At 30.8% G+C, this 19,301-nt stretch carries 21 protein-coding genes; all 21 read right to left on the reverse strand.

Annotation, left to right across the window (positions count from 1 at the left end):
* Window positions 1–143: 143 nt before the first annotated feature.
* The 21 genes from DEFDS_RS12685 to tsaB all read right to left on the reverse strand — a co-directional run bounded on the left by DEFDS_RS12685 (window position 144) and on the right by tsaB (window position 19,301).
* Window positions 144–2,516, reverse strand: coding sequence for a DUF4388 domain-containing protein (locus tag DEFDS_RS12685; RefSeq protein WP_013008204.1), 2,373 nt, complete (start codon window positions 2,514–2,516; stop codon window positions 144–146).
* Window positions 2,506–3,270, reverse strand: a complete 765-nt coding sequence (locus DEFDS_RS07540) for an inositol monophosphatase family protein (RefSeq protein WP_013008205.1) — start codon at window positions 3,268–3,270, stop codon at window positions 2,506–2,508. The genes DEFDS_RS12685 and DEFDS_RS07540 overlap by 11 nt, the downstream gene beginning before the upstream one ends.
* Window positions 3,271–3,279: 9 nt before the next feature.
* On the reverse strand, window positions 3,280–4,347 hold the full coding sequence (gene zapE / locus DEFDS_RS07545) for an AFG1/ZapE family ATPase (RefSeq protein ID WP_013008206.1): 1,068 nt from the start codon (window positions 4,345–4,347) through the stop codon (window positions 3,280–3,282).
* A gap of 360 nt (window positions 4,348–4,707) precedes the next feature.
* The gene (gene rplT / locus DEFDS_RS07550) at window positions 4,708–5,055 is read right to left on the reverse strand and encodes a 50S ribosomal protein L20 (protein WP_013008207.1); all 348 of its coding nucleotides are present in this window, start codon (window positions 5,053–5,055) and stop codon (window positions 4,708–4,710) included.
* 18 nt (window positions 5,056–5,073) lie between these two features.
* Entirely contained in the window at window positions 5,074–5,271 is a 198-nt protein-coding gene (gene rpmI / locus DEFDS_RS07555) for a 50S ribosomal protein L35 (protein WP_013008208.1), read from the reverse strand.
* Window positions 5,272–5,287: 16 nt separating this feature from the next.
* Window positions 5,288–5,815 (reverse strand): translation initiation factor IF-3, encoded by a 528-nt coding sequence (gene infC / locus DEFDS_RS07560; RefSeq protein ID WP_070206104.1) that lies wholly within the window; start codon window positions 5,813–5,815, stop codon window positions 5,288–5,290.
* A gap of 3 nt (window positions 5,816–5,818) precedes the next feature.
* Window positions 5,819–7,741, reverse strand: coding sequence for a threonine--tRNA ligase (gene thrS / locus DEFDS_RS07565; RefSeq protein ID WP_013008210.1), 1,923 nt, complete (start codon window positions 7,739–7,741; stop codon window positions 5,819–5,821).
* 111 nt (window positions 7,742–7,852) lie between these two features.
* On the reverse strand, window positions 7,853–9,319 hold the full coding sequence (gene traF, locus DEFDS_RS07570) for a conjugal transfer protein TraF (RefSeq protein ID WP_013008211.1): 1,467 nt from the start codon (window positions 9,317–9,319) through the stop codon (window positions 7,853–7,855).
* Between the two features lie 42 nt (window positions 9,320–9,361).
* A complete protein-coding gene (locus DEFDS_RS07575; RefSeq protein ID WP_013008212.1) occupies window positions 9,362–10,156 on the reverse strand; it encodes an ABC transporter ATP-binding protein in 795 nt (264 codons plus the stop codon).
* Complete coding sequence (locus tag DEFDS_RS07580; RefSeq protein ID WP_013008213.1) at window positions 10,153–11,046, reverse strand: ABC transporter permease; 894 nt, start codon at window positions 11,044–11,046, stop codon at window positions 10,153–10,155. Before DEFDS_RS07580 ends, DEFDS_RS07575 begins: the two co-directional genes overlap by 4 nt.
* A gap of 3 nt (window positions 11,047–11,049) precedes the next feature.
* On the reverse strand, window positions 11,050–12,009 hold the full coding sequence (locus DEFDS_RS07585; RefSeq protein WP_013008214.1) for an ABC transporter substrate-binding protein: 960 nt from the start codon (window positions 12,007–12,009) through the stop codon (window positions 11,050–11,052).
* A 162-nt stretch (window positions 12,010–12,171) separates the two neighbouring features.
* Window positions 12,172–12,342 (reverse strand): hypothetical protein, encoded by a 171-nt coding sequence (locus tag DEFDS_RS12980; RefSeq protein ID WP_013008215.1) that lies wholly within the window; start codon window positions 12,340–12,342, stop codon window positions 12,172–12,174.
* 67 nt (window positions 12,343–12,409) lie between these two features.
* Window positions 12,410–13,090, reverse strand: coding sequence for a cytidylate kinase-like family protein (locus tag DEFDS_RS07590; RefSeq protein WP_013008216.1), 681 nt, complete (start codon window positions 13,088–13,090; stop codon window positions 12,410–12,412).
* On the reverse strand, window positions 13,081–13,578 hold the full coding sequence (gene folK, locus DEFDS_RS07595; RefSeq protein ID WP_013008217.1) for a 2-amino-4-hydroxy-6-hydroxymethyldihydropteridine diphosphokinase: 498 nt from the start codon (window positions 13,576–13,578) through the stop codon (window positions 13,081–13,083). The genes DEFDS_RS07590 and folK overlap by 10 nt, the downstream gene beginning before the upstream one ends.
* A complete protein-coding gene (locus DEFDS_RS07600) occupies window positions 13,571–14,275 on the reverse strand; it encodes a lysophospholipid acyltransferase family protein (protein ID WP_013008218.1) in 705 nt (234 codons plus the stop codon). The genes folK and DEFDS_RS07600 overlap by 8 nt, the downstream gene beginning before the upstream one ends.
* Window positions 14,265–15,632, reverse strand: a complete 1,368-nt coding sequence (locus DEFDS_RS07605; protein ID WP_013008219.1) for a dihydrolipoyl dehydrogenase family protein — start codon at window positions 15,630–15,632, stop codon at window positions 14,265–14,267. The genes DEFDS_RS07600 and DEFDS_RS07605 overlap by 11 nt, the downstream gene beginning before the upstream one ends.
* Complete coding sequence (ahcY, locus tag DEFDS_RS07610) at window positions 15,633–16,892, reverse strand: adenosylhomocysteinase (RefSeq protein WP_013008220.1); 1,260 nt, start codon at window positions 16,890–16,892, stop codon at window positions 15,633–15,635.
* 25 nt (window positions 16,893–16,917) lie between these two features.
* The gene (gene metK / locus DEFDS_RS07615; RefSeq protein WP_013008221.1) at window positions 16,918–18,072 is read right to left on the reverse strand and encodes a methionine adenosyltransferase; all 1,155 of its coding nucleotides are present in this window, start codon (window positions 18,070–18,072) and stop codon (window positions 16,918–16,920) included.
* Window position 18,073: 1 nt separating this feature from the next.
* Complete coding sequence (locus tag DEFDS_RS07620) at window positions 18,074–18,310, reverse strand: hypothetical protein (protein WP_013008222.1); 237 nt, start codon at window positions 18,308–18,310, stop codon at window positions 18,074–18,076.
* Between the two features lie 3 nt (window positions 18,311–18,313).
* Window positions 18,314–18,733 (reverse strand): ribosomal protein S18-alanine N-acetyltransferase, encoded by a 420-nt coding sequence (gene rimI, locus DEFDS_RS07625; RefSeq protein ID WP_013008223.1) that lies wholly within the window; start codon window positions 18,731–18,733, stop codon window positions 18,314–18,316.
* Entirely contained in the window at window positions 18,711–19,301 is a 591-nt protein-coding gene (gene tsaB, locus DEFDS_RS12690) for a tRNA (adenosine(37)-N6)-threonylcarbamoyltransferase complex dimerization subunit type 1 TsaB (RefSeq protein WP_013008224.1), read from the reverse strand. The genes rimI and tsaB overlap by 23 nt, the downstream gene beginning before the upstream one ends.

A 19,301-nucleotide genomic window follows, 5' to 3' on the forward strand; every position in this document is an offset into this window, starting at 1 on the left:
GTTAGCGAAGCAATCTGGGGTTTTTAAGCAATTATTATTCGACACTCACAATTAAAATATATTACATATTAGATTAACTTCTTGAAAATATTGTAAACTTGAGATTGCTTCGTAATAAAGCTCTTCGCAATGACAATAAGAAACTAATTAACACCTAATTTCCTTTTGTAAAAATCTACTTTGTGTGAGAGACTCTTAAATTCTGATTCAAATTTTTTTAATACTTGCTTAGCTTTTTCGAGTTTCTTAAGCCTTATTGCAGCATCTAAATAGGCATAATATAAATTGGGGTCATTGAAATTATAAAATTTTGTATCATCTAATATTTCAAACCCATTTGCAAAATCACCTCTTTTAATCAAAGCAAGCCCATAATAAGCCTTTATCTCCTCATCCATATTAAAGTTTTCATAAGCTTTTATAAAAGCTTCGCAGGCATCAGAGATCCTACCCATATTTAAATAAACTTTACCACTTGTCAATAACTGTTCAGCCAAAAAAATCTTTTTTGCATCAATTTTAAGTTTACTCTCTTCTTCCTGTTCATGTTTCACTAAGTAATCAAATGCCTCTTTAAGAGTTCTAAATATTTCTTCAGCTATAGTTTTTCTTTCTTTGTCTTCAAAAAGGTCAGGATGATATTTTTTAGACATTTCAACATATTTTTTCTTAACTTCATCAATATTATAATTATCTTTTTTTACTCCAAATATTTCAAACGGATTTTTGTTTTGTAAATCGTGCAATAAGTTTTTTAGCTCTTCAACTTTCAAAAGGTATCTCCCTGTAGGTTTCAAATATTCCAAATAAAATAATATTTTCAAAATATTTATTTCAAAAGTCGATAAATTTCTAAGACTAACAGGATCTATCGAATTTTCATCAAATTTATCAATTAAATTTTTTATTACTACATAATTATCAAATAGTTCTAAAATCTTTTCAGAATCAGTTGTTAACTCATAATATTGCCCCAAATCAAAATCTAAATTTAACTCTTTATCAACAGTTGTTAATGTAAGAGCAATCAAATAAAGAAGATTTATATTTATATTTATTTCATAACCAAAGAAATCATTAAAAGCAAAAATATTTGATATAGCTTTCGATTTTATAATTTCCCTAACCAACATATTACAATACATCTCTAAACTTTTTTCCAATTCATCAATCTTAAAAATATTTTCATTAATAAGTTTGTTAAACAAATATTCAAAATCATCAGTATTAAAACTTTTACCCAAAAATTTTTCTAAATAACTAATAACACTATATTTATCAGAAACTGAATACCCCATTACAAACTTACCTGATTTAAAGTACAAAATTGCTTTCATCTCATCAGTTATTGTTTCCAAAGAACCTGACATCTCATTTTTAATAATCTCCAACAGAACCAAAATTGTATCTTCAGGAAGTTCTTTGGTTTCTTTTTTCTTTATTTCTTTTAGTAAAACCACACCCATTTTATAAAGTTTTAACAAAATCAGCTTAAGCTCAATTTTTTCGATATTGCAAACTTTTCTTAAATCATCAAAACAAGGATGCTCACCTAACCTAGAAACAACATATCCATCTTTTGGAGTCAAGTATATTTTCTGATCAAGCAACTTAATATTATTAACTTTAAAGCATGCTTTTTCACCACCAAGCTTTTTCTCAAATGCATTATCTGTAAAAATTACAAGATTTTTGTAAAAATTTTTTATAGCTACACCTTTACCATACTTCTGATAAAGGTCTTTAATCAAGATATAAGAATCGTAAACTCTACCCTTTCCAAAGAGTTCTAAAGCAATCAAAAATTTTATAGATGGGTCATATGGATCTGACCTTGTTCCAATTTTTTCAATTTTCTTGTTCATAAACAGGTCATAAAGTTGTTTATATACATCGATATAATCACCACCTATAGTGTAAATAATCTCATGAACAGTTTTTTTACCATCAATAACATCTTTAAATTGCTCACTTATATTTGAATTGTCAGATATTTTTATAACATCACTCTCTTTCAAAACTTTTCTATAAAGCTCCAATTCGTCATGTCTTCTAATTGATTCAAATAAAACTTCTTCAACTTTAATCTTTACATAATATTTATATTTTTGTTCACCCTCTTCAAAATAGAAAAAACCCTGATCCCAATCCAACAAATATGTTGTAAGTTCTATCGTTTGTTGTTTTAATGCAAAAATCAAATCATCTTCAGTAATTGCGCCACTTTGAACTAATAGCTGTCCAAAAGGTATTTTGTTTTTGATTTGAAGCTTTAAAATGTTGGCCAGAGTTTTTTTATCCAATTTTTTAAATCTAATTAAGATACTCCCTAAAAGAAAATCAGGGATATTAGATGATACATTTATTATATCTCCTTTTAAAAAAAATACTTTTACTTCATGAATACCTCGTTGAAAAAAAACATAACCTGATCTCTGATTAGTAGCCACCCACTGATATATATCAGGTATTGACATAGATTTTAAATCGCCAATCAATTGAGAACTAAATGCCATTTAAAATCCTCAAAAGCTCATTAGTTATATTTCCATTTGTAGCTACAATATAATCATCAGAAAAATTATATACTTCTCCTCTTTTATTTAAAACTGCACCACCAGCTTCTTCTACAATAATCTTGCCAGCTACAATATCCCACGGTTTCAACCCAGTTTCATAATAACCATCAAAAACCCCTTTAGCGACATAACATAAATCAATGGCAGCTGAACCTGCTCTTCTAATGCCTCTACTACTTTTTAATACTTTTTCTAAAATATCCATTAATTCGTCTATATTTCTCTCAACAGATGAATATGGGAAACCCGTTGCAATAAGAGAATTTCTAATATCATTAGTATTTGAAACATTTATCATTTCATCATTTAAATAAGCACCTTTGCCACTTTCTGCATAAAATATTTCATTCAAAATAGGGTTAAATACTACACCAATTTTTCTATCATCTGAAATATAAGCAATCGACACTGCTACAAAAGGGAACCCATGGACAAAATTAGTTGTCCCATCAATTGGATCTACAAAAAATGCTTTATCAAAATTTAAATTTCCATCAAAAGATTCCTCAGCAACTATACTAACATCAGAAAAATTATCTGATAATTTTAATTTTATAAACTCTTCTACCTTTACATCTATATCAGTAACTAAATCTATTTTCCCTTTGTGATAAACATTAACATTTTGATAAAAATATTCTTTAATTATTTTACCCGCATCAAAAGCTAACTTCTTTAAAAAATCAATCATATTACACCATTATTTATTATAAAATATAGCCAACTCACTCATTCTCGAATAGCAACGCTTTAATTTTTTTTCAAAACAAGACTCCATCATCTCTCTTGAAAAAATATCTTCTAACCCATAATCTGACTTTATAAAAAGTTTTGTATTATAATAATAGCACACATCAACAAAATGTGTAAATCTTAATGCGCTATTTAGCATCGGAAAGGGTTTTAAATCTCTAATAAATATTGCTTCTACCTGCTCCGGAATAACATAAAATCTAAATGGATGTACCTTTTCTAACTGTTCCATAAGTTCTTCAAACTGAACAACACATTTTTTTCTATCACCTTTACAACTATATTCTCCGTAAGCAGTTTCAAAGGTCCTTTCATCAATATTCTTTTTCCACTCTCTATTTTTCTTTCTGTAATCTTCACCATCAATTTTAACTACCCTAAAGGTATCAGCAATTACCCCCATCTCTCTTTTAAATTCATCAGCTTGGAATCTATCTTTGCCCAAATCTGATGGCAATGTATTAGAAGTAGTTATTATCAAAGTGTTTTTATTTATTTCTTCAAAAAACTTAGCCATCATTCTAACTGTAGCAGGATCATCTATTTCAAACTCATCAATAAGCAACAAGTCATATTTTGAAAATATTTTTATACTTTCACTTATACCTAAGTAATTTATATAATAACACATTTCAGAAAAAGACATAAAAGCTTTTTTACATTTTGCTAAATTATAACAAGCAGCTAACAAATGTGTTTTACCTACACCATAACCGCCATCAAGGTATACATTTTTTATGTTTGAATTGTTATTATTGTTATTACTTTTTGAGAAAATATCAAAAAAAGATTTCTTTTTAGGCGAAACAGTATTTTTATTACCATTTAACTTATTTATTTTATTAAGAAGTAAATCTTTTACTTCAGATTGAGATTTGTACCTTTCATCAGGAAAATAGTTTTCAAAAGAACAAGAATTAAATTTTGGATGAGGTTTTAAATTTTTTAAACTATCTTCAACACTCACTTCAAATGAGATATCTCTAAATAACACTTCATTTTCAATACCAATCATCAATCACCCCATAATTATATATCTTTTGAAAATATTGCGTGTAAAATATTTTATATCATTGGAATCATTTTAATATTTTACAACATACTCCTTTTATTATAAAAATTAAAGTCACAATAACTTGTAAAAGTTAAAAAATCAACAGGGAACTGTTGAATAGAGTTGATGGTATTACATAATAATCTAACTTTTCATCACTATTAGATTGCTTCGCTAACGCTCGCAATGACAGCATTTTTGGGTCATTGCGACCCCGCCATTTCTTGGCAGATGTTGAGTTTATAATTTTTGGAAATAATTTTTTAGTTTATTAAATTTGATTTTCTTTAAAAAAGAAAAGGAGGTGGATACCCTCCTTCTTTATGCTGTTACTTTTTTTACTAACTTTTCGAATTCTTCTGGATTATTAATAGCCATTTCAGAAAGGACTTTTCTGTTGATTTCAATATTATTCTTCTTTAAAAGCCCTATAAACTTACTATAACTTAAACCATACTGTCTAACAGCTGCGTTTATTCTTACAATCCACAGCCTTCTAAAATCTCTTTTTCTTTGCTTCCTATCACGATAAGCATACACTAAAGCACGCTCTGCAGCTTCTCTACTTTTTCTGTAGACATTATTAGCTGCACCACGAAAACCTTTAGTAAGTTTTAACCATTTCTTTCTGCGTCTTCTCGTTTTAAATCCACCTTTTGCTCTTGGCACTTCTTCCTCCTTTTTTCACTATAAATAAGGTACTAATTTTTTGACGTTCTGGGCATCAGCTCCTTCCAGGATGCCAGGGTGGCGCAATGCGCGCTTTCTCTTTTTGGCCTTTGAGGAAAGGAGGTGCCTCAAGCCAGCCTTTTTGTACTTAACTTTTCCGCTGCCTGTAACTTTAAATCTCTTAGCAGCTCCCCTATGGGTTTTAACCTTTGGCATTCAAACCTCCTGATCTTTAATTGTGTTTTGGGGCAAGTACCATGACTTGCTGTCGACCCTGCATCTCTGGATGTTTTTCAACAACACAGAGATCTTCTAAGTCTCTTACAATCCTATTTAATACTTCAAGGCCTTGCTCTTGAAAGGCCATTTCTCTTCCTCTATAACGCATTACTACCTTTACTTTATCACCATCTTCTAAAAATCTTTTTACATGCTTTAACTTAACCTGATAATCATGTTCATCAATTTTTGGTCTAAATTTCATCTCTTTTACATCAATTTGATGTTGCCTTAGTTTCTTCCTTGCTTCTCGCTCTTTCTTGTTCTTTTCAAACTTATACTTACCATAGTCCATAACCTTACAAACGGGTGGCTTGGCATTTGGAGCCACTTCTACAAGATCATAACCTCTTTCTTCCGCAACCTTTAACGCTTCCTCAATTGAAACAACACCATATTGAGTACCATCTTCAAGTATCAATCTTACCTCTGGAGCGGTAATTTCTTCGTTTACCCTCTCCTTATTCTCTTCCTTCTTTATAAATCACCTCCATAAATTTGTACTTTTAGTTTTATCAAGTTCCTTTAATACACTAATATATTCATAAAAATCAAGATTATTTTTATTTTCTCCGTTTCTCAATCTGACAGAAACAGTCTTTGCTTCTACTTCGTTATTACCAATTATAATCATGTGAGGTATTTTTTGTAGTTGAGCTTCTCTTATTTTATAACCAATTTTTTCATTTCTACTATCAAACTCAACTCTAATACCTTCCTCTTTCAATTTTTTCTCAATCTCTTTGCAATATTCATATTGAGCATCAGACACATTTATGATTCTCACTTGAATAGGTGCCAACCATATTGGAAAAGCACCAGCATAATGCTCAATTAATACACCGAAAAATCTTTCTAAAGAACCGAGCAATGCCCTATGAACCATAAATGGTCTTTTCTCTTTACCATCTTTATCAATATATGTCATATCAAATCTTTCTGGCAAATTAAAATCAAACTGAATTGTGGTCATCTGCCATTCTCTACCAATAGCGTCCTTAATTTTCAAATCAATTTTTGGGCCATAAAAAGCACCACCACCTTCATCTATCTCAAAATCTATTCCAGAATCTTTTATTGCTCCCTCTAAAGATTGGGTAGCCTTTTCCCACATTGCATCATCGCCAACGCTTTTTTCTGGCCTTGTAGCAATATACCCTTTAATACTTTCAAAACCAAAGGCCTTCCACATTCTCAATGAAAAATTAAGAACTTCCTTAATTTCATCTATAATCTGTTCTTGAGTACAAATGATATGTGCATCATCTTGAGTAAATCCTCTAACCCTCAACAAGCCATGCAATACACCTGACCTTTCATATCTATACACAGTACCAAGCTCTGCCCAACGTAAAGGTAAATCCCTATAAGATCTAACTTTTGATTTATAAATCATTATATGAAAAGGGCAGTTCATCGGTTTTATAAAATACTCATTACCATCAATATCCATAGGTGAATACATATTCTCCTGATAAAAAGCTAAATGACCAGATGTCTCCCATAAAGTGGATTTTCCTATATGTGGGGTATAGAGCATTTCATAACCATTTTTAAAATGCTCTTCCTTCCAGAAAGCCTCAATTATTGACCTAATTCTTGCCCCTTTTGGAAACCAACAAATAAGCCCAGCTCCAATCTCATCAAATGTTGAAAAAAGTTCTAAATCTTTTCCTAGTTTTCTATGATCTCTCTTTTTAGCTTCTTCTAATCTTTTTAAATAATCATCAAGTTCGCTCTTCTTAAACCAGCTAGTTCCATAAATTCTTTGAAGCATTTTATTATTCTCATCACCGCGCCAATACGCACCAGCAACACTTAAAAGCTTGAAATGTTTTATCTTACCTGTGGATTCTAAATGTGGACCTCTACACAAATCAACAAATTCCCCTTGTTCATAAACAGAAACATATTCATCATCAATTTCATTGATAATCTCTATTTTATAATCTTCACCCTTATCTTTGAACAACTTTATGGCTTCTTCTTTTTTTAGCTCTTTTCTTCTTATAGGTAAATTTTCCTGCGCAATTTTTTTCATCTCTTCTTCAATCTTTTCTAAATCAGTCTCAGTAAAAGGGGTTTCTTTATCAAAATCGTAATAAAAACCATCCTCAATTACTGGCCCGATTGTCACTTTCACATCTTTAAACAGCCTTTGCACAGCTTGTGCCATAAGATGTGCAGTTGAATGTCTCAAAATTTCTAATGCCTCAGGATCCTTTTCGGTGATTATCCTAACTGTATCACCATCTGATAATTTATAATATATATCAACCAGGTTACCATTTACTTCTGCAGCTATAGCTTTTTTTGCGAGAGTATTACTTATCTTACTGGCAACCTCTTTAGCATCAGCATCATCACTAACTTCAATCACATTCCCATCAGGCAAATTAATCCTCATCACCATACCTCTTTTTCAAACTTTTTGGGTTTTGTTTATGGCACAATAAACCTAAATAATCAAGTTTTTTATTAAATTGATATTATAAAAAGAAAAGGGCTAAAAGCCCTTTTAAAAATCTATTGTTAATGCAACCTCAGCTTTTACTTCTTCTGGATAATCATTACCATCCACAGTCGCAGTATCTTGAGAAAAAGAAATACCAGCATCTAATCTAAATAAATATAAATTTATACCTAACCCAGCAGTATAGACATTACCAATATCACTTTCAGCTAAATTTTTATACATACCAGCACGTAAGTCTAAAAATTTAAAAATTGATATTTCAGCTCCTAAACCTAAATTTCTGGACTTGTAATCTCTTATATTTGTATCATTTTCTGTTAAATCTATATCTGCAGCTAGAGTTAACCAAGAAAAAGGTGTAATAGCAACACCAGCTCTAGCTGAAGGATCCAAATCATAATCACCACCATTTGGTTTATCAAATTTTGGTGTATTTAAATTTTTACCAACTATACCAAGCGTAATAAGATTATTAGGTTTAAACATTATCCCTAAATCCAAACCAAAAGCATTGGATTCTGTATAATCCTCATCTGCTTTCTCAAAAAGATCATTATCATTATCATCATCATATAAACTCACATATGTTTGATAATATCTACCCTTCATAAATTTAACATTTCCACCAATTGCCAACTTATTATTTATTGCATAACCATAACTGATTGGTATTTCATAATATATCAATCCTTCAAACTGAATCTTTGAAGTATTATTATCAAAGCTACCACCTGTTTGAGCTTCGGCAGCAATTTCAGCTACCTTATAAGCTGCATCTATTTCTTCTTGAGTTGGAGTTATATTGTTATCTCTTAATGCATCATCCAAGGCCTGAACATAACTTTGAGCTTTTGTACTATCCCAACCAGTAAGAGAAGAAATTTTCGCTATTAAATCATTAGCTTGCGATGAAGATAAAACATCATAATTATTATCACCTGATATATTAGCTAAACTATCAATTATATTATTATCGTTTGAATCAACAGCAATATTTTTCAAATCAATTATAGGTACTGCAGCTATATTTCCAAGGGCAAAAATACCAATACCAAAATGTTTAATCCTAGAAGCTAAAAATCCATTAGCTTTAAAAACAACTGCATCCTTATCTGTTATCTTATTCACGTTATTAATAATTTGGATATAATCATGTAGATTTTCTGCACTTAATACCCCATTTGAAATATCATTAGAAACCTTATCATAATCATAATCCAATATATCATCTATTTTATCACCTAAATCGTTGTGTACAGAATAACCAGCTCCAACACCTATACCCAAACCAAATTTTTTCTTTTCATACCTTTTAATATCCTTTTTAGAATAAAAACCAAATGCTGCCGGATTCCAATAAGCTGCAGTAGAATCATTAACCACAGCTACATAAGCTCCCCCCATTCCAAGAGCTCTTGGTCCAACAATCTGCCATTCTGCTGCATAAGAAAAAGTAACCATTAAAAATGTTAAAATGATAGAAAACAAGAACTTAAGCTTATTATTCATTTCACACCCCCTTTCTCAAATTATAACACAAAAATAAAAAAATTAAATTAAAAGGAGTTTATCGTCGGAAATTTCTTCACCGCGAACTTTACTGAACATATCAATCAAATCTTTCACTTCCAGATTTTCCCTTTCTTTGCCAGAAATATCTAAAACTATCTCACCTTTATCCATCATTATAGTTCTATTACCAAGTTTTAAAGCCTGTCTCATATTATGAGTTACCATCAATGCTGTTAAGTTATATTCATTAATAAAATATTCTGTTAATTCAATAATCTTTGTTGCAGTCTTAGGATCAAGAGCAGCCGTATGTTCATCCAATAAAAGAATTTTAGGCTTAACCAAAGTTGCCATCAATAATGTTAAAGATTGTCTTTGACCACCAGAAAGCAACCCTACCTTATCTTTTAACCTATTTTCAAGCCCTAACCCCAAAACTTTCAGTTTTTCTTTAAAAAACTCCCTATCCTTCGCCTTTACCCCTTTAGAAAACCATCTCTTTTGTCCACGTTTCTTAGCTATAGCTAAATTCTCTTCTATAGTTAAAGAAGCAGCTGTACCGCTTAAGGGGTCTTGAAAAACCTTCCCTATGTAATAAGCTCTTTTGTAATCGCTAATTTTTGTGACATCCTCTCCATCTATATAAATAGAGCCATTATCAGGGAAAATATAGCCAGCTATTAAATTTAAAAGCGTAGATTTGCCAGCCCCATTACTCCCAATAACGGTTATAAAATCTCCTTTATTTATCTTTAGTGAAATATCATTTATCGCAACATTTTCATTAACAGTGCCTTTATGAAAAACCTTAGTTACATTCTTTAACTCAATCATAATTTAATTCCTATTTTCTTCCTAATTCCTGGGAAAATTAAAGCAACAGTCACAATAATAGCTGTTATTAAATTTAAATCTGAAGGGCTCATCTGAAAAGACCCAATTCTAAAGCTTAATGCAATGGCAATTGCAAATCTATACAAAATAGAACCAATTATAACAGCTATTACAGCTCTCACAACTGTCCTATCTTCTAAAATAGCTTCACCTAAAATAACTGAAGCTAATCCTGCAACTATTGTCCCAATCCCCATATTAACATCAGCAGAACCTTGTGATTGGGCCACAAGAGCACCAGATAATGCAACCAAAGCATTAGAAGTAGCAACCCCAAAAAGTATCATCCTATCAGTATTAACACCTTGAGCTTTAACCATTTTCTGATTATCACCTGTGGCACGCATTGCAAGTCCCAAGTCAGTATGCAAAAACCATATTAACATTATTGCAATTACAATAAGAATTATAGAAAAAATAATCGGTGTTATGATATATTTTTCCACACCAAACATATTTTGAAATGGTGTAAAAATTGTATCATATCCTAATAATGCTACTGTCGGCTGCCCCATTATTCTTAAATTTACAGAATATAGAGCAATCATTGTTAATATACCTGCTAACAAATGCAAAATTTTCAGTTTAGTATTTAACAATGCTGTTACGCTCCCAGCTATACCACCAGCCAACATGGCAATAAAAACAGATACAAATGGATTTACCCCTTTGACAATTAGGGCTGCTGAAACAGCAGCCCCTAAAGGGAATGTCCCATCAACTGACAAATCAGGGAAATCTAAAACTCTAAAAGTTAGATAAACACCTAATGCCATTATAGCAAAAACAACACCTTGCTCTAAAGCTCCTAAAAAAGCGTAAAAACTCATCTTTTATTTAATCACCTTTGTAGCTTTTTTAATTAAAGATTCAGGTACTTTAACCCCCATTTTATCAGCAGCTTTTAAATTAATATATAGCTCCAAGTCCTTCAAAGTCTCAACAGGTGTTGTCGCTGGATTTGCCCCATGAATAATTTTATATACAATCTCACCCGTTTGAAGCCCCAATTTGTAATAATTCATACCCAACGATGCTAATGCACCTCTAACTACTGAATCAGTATCACCTGTTATAACTGGGATTTTATTGTCATAGGCAACCTGTAAAACAGACTCCAAAGCTGAAACAACTGTATTATCTGTTGGGATGTAGATACCATCAACTCTACCTACTAATGATTTAGCTGCCATAAGAACACCACTACTGTTTGTAACAGTAGCTTCTACAACATCCCAACCAAACTCTTTAGCATATTTTTTCGTAAACTTAACTAACGTTCTACTGTTTGCCTCACCTGCATTGTAAATAACGCCTAAATTTCTTATTTTAATTCCTAACTCATTAAAAAGGTTTAACTGCTCTCTAACAGGGCTCATATCGGTTGTACCAGTCACATTAGTCCCTGGCCTTTCAAGTGATTTCACCAATCTTGCACCAACTGGATCAGTAATCGCAGAAATTACTATAGGTATTTTCTTTGTAGCGTTTGCAACTGCTAATGCCGTAGGGGTAGCAATTGCAATAATAATATCTTTTTTGTCACCTACAAACTTTTTTGCAATTTGATTAGCAGTAGCAATATTTCCTTGAGCAATCTGAATATCGTATTCTATATTTTTCCCCTCTTCATAACCAAGCTCTTTCAATTTATCAATTATACCTTTTCTACATGCATCTAGTGCTGGATGCTCTACAATCTGAGTAATACCCACTTTGATAACTTTAGCATTAACAATATTTGGTATCATAAAAAACATAGCTATCATAATGATAGATATCAATCTTTTCATTTCTAACCCCCAAGTTATTATTTCAGGAGTTAACAATAGGTTATTATTTCAAAAATTTCAAGAGGAAAGGTTAAATAAAATTAAACGCTTTTAAAAAATTACTTGTTTTTCAAATAATTAAGTTTATTAAAAATTTATTATATAATCAATTAAAAAATATTTTTAGTTATCTTCTAAAACTTTATTGATCTCTTCTTTATGCTTTTCTATATGTTCTTCAATCTCTTCCCAAAGCCCATCAAAAAAATCAATTTCTTCAATAGCTTCCAATGAAAACTTTTTTTGATACATCATAAAATTGTCAGAAACTTGATTAAGCTTATTATTATCCATAGAACACCTCCATAGAAAATAATACAACATAATCTTTAGAAATAAAGGAAAAACAGTGATTTATTGTTCATTCATTGTTGATAAAATTAGATATTAATGAAACAACCTTTTCTATAGAATTTTTAGACATATTTATAAATAAATGATACAATAATGGATTGTTTATATCTTCTTTATAATAGTGATTTATAAAACTTTTCTTCCTTTTATCAATTGTTTTCACTTTTTCTGCTGCATCATCAATAGACCCCCCTTCCCTTTTAGATACCCATTTAACTCTATCTTCAAAATCAGCATAAAGTCTAAAATGATAAGCATTTGAATAATTTTGCAAAATACATTGAGAACCTCTTCCTAAAATTATTACCTTATCTTCATCAGCTAGCTTTTTTATTACACGCTCAACCATATTCTGAAAAATCTCACTATCAATGACGTGATCTACTGTAAATCTTTCTGTAAAAAGAGTATTTTCATCCTCGACAAAAGATTCTCTTTCAGCTTCTTCAACTTTCGTAAATATATCATTAAACATATCAAGATCAAAATATTTAGATAAAAAGGCTTTTAAGTCTGAATGCATCTCTTCATCATATTTTTCAACAATATGTTTAGGAACACCCGTTAAGATTGCAATATACTCTATTAACTCTTTATTTACATATCTATAACCTAAAACTTTGCTTAATCTTTCAGCTACGTACTCACCAGCACAACCATACTCCCTCGATATAGTTATTATAGCCATTTTAGTTCCCCCACTTTTTTAATACCCAAGTCATCTTCTAAATTTTTTATAAAATAGGTTAACCCTTTTTCGTATTCTGGATGCAAATAATCTCTTTCAATATCGAGCATTGGATAAAGGACAAAGCTTCTCTTAGTAAACTCTGGGTGAGGCACTTTTAAATTTCCCGATTTTATAATCTCTCCATTATAATCAATTATATCGATATCAATTATTCTCTCTTTCCACTTACCTATTTTCTTTCTACCCATTTGGTCTTCAATTTTTTTAACAATAAATAAAATGTTTTCTGGCTGTAAGTTCGTAAAAGAAACAGCTACTAAATTCAAATAATCTGGTTGATTGTCCCTTAAAAGAGATTTTGTTGAGTATATTGGAGATATCCTCTTTATAAAAATCATATTTTTTTCAAGGGACTTTAAAGCACTATAAATATTTTGTACTCTATCCCCTAAATTCGAGCCTAAACCTAAAATGACCTTAACCATTTAACTCTGACTCAATTGCCTCTCTTACAGCGACCAATAGCTCACCAGTTTTTTTATCCTGAGATGAAATTGGTGGTAATATCTTTATTTCAACCTTCTGAAAAGGGTTAATTTTTTTACTATCTTTTCTTAATACTTTATCAGTTCCTTTTATCACAAAAGGCAGTATATCAAGATTTGACCTTTTTGCTAAAATAAAACCACCCTGTTTAAATTCTTGTAATTTACCATCTTTAGATCTTGTGCCTTCAGGAAACATAAGAATAGAATCCCCTTCTTTTAATAACTTAGAAGCTGCTATAAGACTTTTTAAAGCTTCTCTAGGATTTTCTCTATTAACCGGTATAAAATCCATCCTTTTTAAAACCCAACCAAAAAATGGTAAACTAAATAGCTCCTTTTTAGCCATAAAAACTACTTTGTCTTTTAATGCAACAAAAACTAAAAAAATGTCAAAATAACTTAAATGATTCCCCATCACTATGTAGTTTTTCTTGAAATCAATATTTTCTAATCCGGAAACTTTGTACTTAGTAAAAGTACTTTTTAGACACCAAACTCCCCAGTAATAACCAAGCTTCCTATAAAAACTTCTATTACTAAATTTTATTCTAAAAATTTCAAACGGTGCACCAATAATTATAATCAAAGCGGTACAGATGTATAAGGCTAACCAACAATATAAACTAAGAATCACTTATTTTCTCCTTAATCGCCTCACTAATATCTGTAAGGATAGAGGCAAATAAAGGGTTATTAAATATACACTCTTTCATTTTATCCACATCAACTTTTAATTGAATCATTAAACCAAACACATTTATTAATTCTGAAGCACTTTTACCTAAGATATGAGCACCTATCACTCTATTACTTTTCTTATCAAAAATAACTTTAATAATCCCCTTTGAATAACCCAGTATTGCCGATTTTTCAACATCAGCATAATTGTACTTAACTACGCCATAATCATATTTTTGATTTTTAGCCTCAATCTCCGTTAAACCTATGCCAGCTATTTCAGGATCTGAATAGATAAGTTTTGGTATTATTACATTTTTATAACTTTTCTTACCACCCAATATATTTTCACACACTATTTCCGAAGATTTATATGACCAATTTACAAACATATTAAAGCCAGTCGCATCACCAATCACATAAACTGACTTATTTGTAGTTTGAAGATATCTGTTCAATTTGATATTTCCATCTTTTGTTAATTTAATCTGAGCATTTTCTAACTTTAAATTGTCGATATTAGGTTTTCTACCAATTGCTACAAAAATTTCATTTGTTTCAATTTGCTCGCCATTACATAAAAATATAATCGTTTTATTACCTATTTTTTCTATTTTGTCAGGGTAACAATTTTTTAAAACTTCTACCCCATCCTTTTTTATATTATCTTCAAACTTTTTAACTATAAAGTCATCGAAATCTTTTAATAATCTATCATTTTTTTCTATAATAATTACTTGTGAACCAAACCTTTTAAAAATCATTGCAATTTCTACACCGATATAGCCACCACCGATAATTGCAATCTTTTCAGGTATAGATTTTACATTAAGAAAATTCTCTAAACTTAAAAAGTTTATTTTGTTAGTGGTTTTTAGATTTATAGGATTTGATCCTGTGGCTATTATAAGATTTTCAAAAAAAAACTCTTTGCCATCTGCTAACACACTTTTTTCACTAGCAAATTCCGCTTCTGAATGGCAAATATCAATGTTTTGATGATTAGATATTTCATTAATAAAAGTTTTTGATAACTTATTCCTTATATTATCAATTTGTTTTTTTAATTTCTTCAAATCTATAGAAACATCTTTTGCATCAATATTTAAAAAATTTCTTATTTTGCTTTGAAAGATATCATACAAATAACTATAATACAAAACAGAATTGGATAAAACACTCCCCTTTTGTAAATAGCTTGCACCAATACTGGAATCTATAATTAACAACTTTTTCCCAAAATCAGCTAATCTCTTAGCTGAAGCTATACCAGCAGGACCAGCACCAAGAATAATTACATCATATTTATTCATTTATGTACCAATTTCCCATGAAGAGAGATACTCTTTTTGTTCCTCAGTTAATTCATCAATTGTTATACCCATTGTCTCTAATTTTGTAAAAGCAATATCATCCTCAATCTCTTTAGGTAACACATAAACTTTTTTATCTAATTTACCTTTGTTTTTCAAAACGTATTCAGAAGCCAAAGCTTGAGTAGCAAAACTCATATCCATAACATTTGCCGGATGCCCTTCGGCAGCGCCAAGATTTACCAATCTTCCTTCAGCCAATAAATACAATTTTCTACCATCTTTTAAAACATATTCATCTACAAAATTTCTAACATTTTTATTTATTTCTGTAGCCAAACTTTCTAATGCAGGGATATCTATTTCTACATCGAAATGCCCAGAATTACAAATATAACAACCATCTTTCATTACTTCAAAATGCTCTCTTCTCAAAACATGTATATCTCCAGTTACAGTACAAACAATATCAGCCTCTTTAACTGCATCAATCATTTTCATCACTCTAAAACCATCCATTGCTGCTTCTAACGCACGAATTGGGTTTACTTCTGTAACAATAACATTTGCTCCCATCCCCCTTGCTCTTTCTGCCAAACCTCTACCACACCATCCATAACCTGCTACAACAAAAACTTTCCCAGCTAAAAGCACATCTGTAGCTCTTATAATCCCATCCAATGTAGACTGCCCTGTACCATACCTATTGTCAAACATAAATTTTGTTTGAACATCATTTACAGCTATAACAGGAAATTTTAATACTCCATCTTTCTCCATAGCTTTTAATCTAATTACACCTGTGGTAGTCTCTTCCATACTACCTAAGATTTGTCCATGTAACTCAGGATAATTCTTTAAGATTTCGCTAACCAGATCAGCACCATCATCCATAGTAATATTTGGTGAATGCTCTATAGCGCTTTTTATATGTTTATAATAACTTTCGTTATCTTCACCTTTTATAGCAAAAACAGGTATTTCAAAATCCTTCACAAGTGATGCGGCTACATCATCTTGAGTAGATAGAGGATTAGATGCACATAAAACAACATCTGCTCCACCAGCTTTCAAAGTCCTAACTAAATTTGCTGTTTCAGCAGTAACATGCAAACAGCATGACATTTTAATGCTATCTAAAGGCTTTTCCTTTTCAAATCTATCTCTAATTTTTCTCAAAACAGGCATATCTTTATCAGCCCACAAAATCCTCTTTTTACCAATTTCTGCAAGTCCTATATCTTTTATATCAAAATCCATTTAAATCCCCCTTAATAGTTTAGGTTTAGGCTCCCAATTTTCCAGCTAGCTCTTTAAGCTCATCAGCTTTGTTTGTTTGCTCCCAGCTAAATTCTTTCCTACCAAAATGCCCATAAGCTGCAGTTTGTTTATAAATCGGTTTTCTCAAATCAAGAGCTTCTATAATACCTTTTGGAGTTAAATCAAAAACTTGTTTTACAATTTTTTCGATCTCTTCATCTGGGATTATACCTGTCCCAAAAGTGTTAACCATAATAGATACAGGATAAGCAACCCCTATTGCATAAGCAAGCTGTATCTCACACCTTCTTGCTAAACCTGCTGCAACTATATTTTTTGCTACCCATCTTGCTGCATAAGCTGCACTTCTATCCACTTTTGATGGATCTTTTCCACTAAAACATCCACCACCATGTCTTCCTACACCACCATAAGTGTCAACAATAATTTTTCTACCCGTAAGACCACAATCCCCCATAGGTCCACCTATTACAAATCTACCGGTAGGGTTTATATGATATGTCACATGCTCCTCATCAAGCAGCTCTTGAGGAACAACTGGCTTTATCACTTTCTCAATAACATCCTCTTTTAAATCTTTTAACTTAACATCTGGGGAGTGCTGAGTTGAAACAACTATAGTATCAATTTTTACAGGTTTAAACCCTTCATACTGTATCGTTACCTGCGATTTACCATCTGGTCTTAAATAATCTAATATACCTTGTTTCCTTACTACACTCAGTTGCTTACATATTTTATGAGCTAACATAATAGGTAAAGGCATCAGCTCCTCGGTTTCGTCACAAGCAAAACCAAACATTAACCCCTGATCACCAGCGCCACCAGTATCAACTCCCATAGCAATATCAGGTGATTGCTTATCTATTGTTGTTATTACGGCACAAGTTTCATAATCAAAACCATATTTTGCACGGGTATAACCTATCTCTTTTATTGTTTCCCTCACTAAACCAGGAATATCAACATAAGTTCTTGTGGTAATTTCTCCAGCTACAACTGCTAAACCAGTTGTAACCATAGTTTCACATGCTACCCTACTATATGGATCATCTTTTAACATAGCATCTAATATTGCATCGGAAATCTGATCAGCGACCTTATCTGGATGCCCCTCTGTCACAGATTCTGAAGTAAAAACATATTTTTTTCTTTCCATTCTAACTAACCCCTTTTTCTTTTTTATATTCCTTTATAATTTGATTCATTCTATCCTTACCTTTTAATTTAGTTAATTTTATCTCTTTAATTTTAATTTCAACTTCAGGAGGAAAATATTTTAAACTGTATAATGCTTCAAGATCTTGTTCTAACCTAATATGTTCTTCGAATAATTTTTTAAACTCTTCATTATTTTTTAATAATTCTTTAATTACGCTATCATTATTATTCAGCATATTTCACCCCTTAATTAATTTCATTAATTTAGCATGTCTGTTAAGTCCATAATAATGTTTTCTAAAATTATATTCTAAAAACCCAAAACTTGTGTATAATTTTATAGCTTTCTCATTATTTGATTCCACTTCTAAATAGTAATACAAAGCATCAGTATTATTCAATACAAAATCAAGCAACTTTCTTCCAACCCCTTTACCTTGGAAAGATTTTTTAACAGCTATATTTGCTATTTCTACCTCCTCTCCCAAATCCCAGTAGATAACAAACCCTATAATCTGCTCTTCTTCATATACATAAACATATGATGTTGAACTTTCCAATTCATTTTCAAAACTTTCTAATGACCATGGATCATCATACACTTCCACTTCAATATTGTAAATATCTTCCAAATCGTTATGCGTTGCTAGCCTTATCAAAGTTTATCTCTGCCTGAGATTTCCTCATATAAAAAGGATTATAACTTACTATAAATTGTTCAAAATTTTTATTCATTATAGAATAAGTCAAAGGTATCTCTAAATCAGAAAGGTTTATAGCTTCTTCACTTATTTCTTTGATATCTTTCACTAAATATTCACTAAAATTCATTGTAGAAAAATCATAGCTCCTAACTGCATACTCATTTAATCTTAACTTATATTTTAATGTAAACTTATCTTTTAAATAAAATTTGTTAATAACCAGTGCTGTAGCATCTAAAGAGGTTATTCCATAAAGACTCTTATCTTGAGATAATGCCAAACCTAATAATGTTGATACCCCAATTCTTATACCAGTAAAAGATCCAGGACCAGAAACAACATAAAAAACTTCTATATCGTTTATTGAAATGTTAATCTTTTTAAGAACAAAATCTAAATAATCCAACAGTTCTTCATTAAATCTGTTATATAATAAAGTAGTAGAGGAATGTAACAATTTATCCTCTTCATAAACAGCCATTGAAAGGTAATTTGAAGATGTATCTAAAAACAAAGCTCTCAT

This window comes from Deferribacter desulfuricans SSM1 (assembly GCF_000010985.1).
GTDB classification, from domain to species: Bacteria; Chrysiogenota; Deferribacteres; order Deferribacterales; family Deferribacteraceae; genus Deferribacter; species Deferribacter desulfuricans.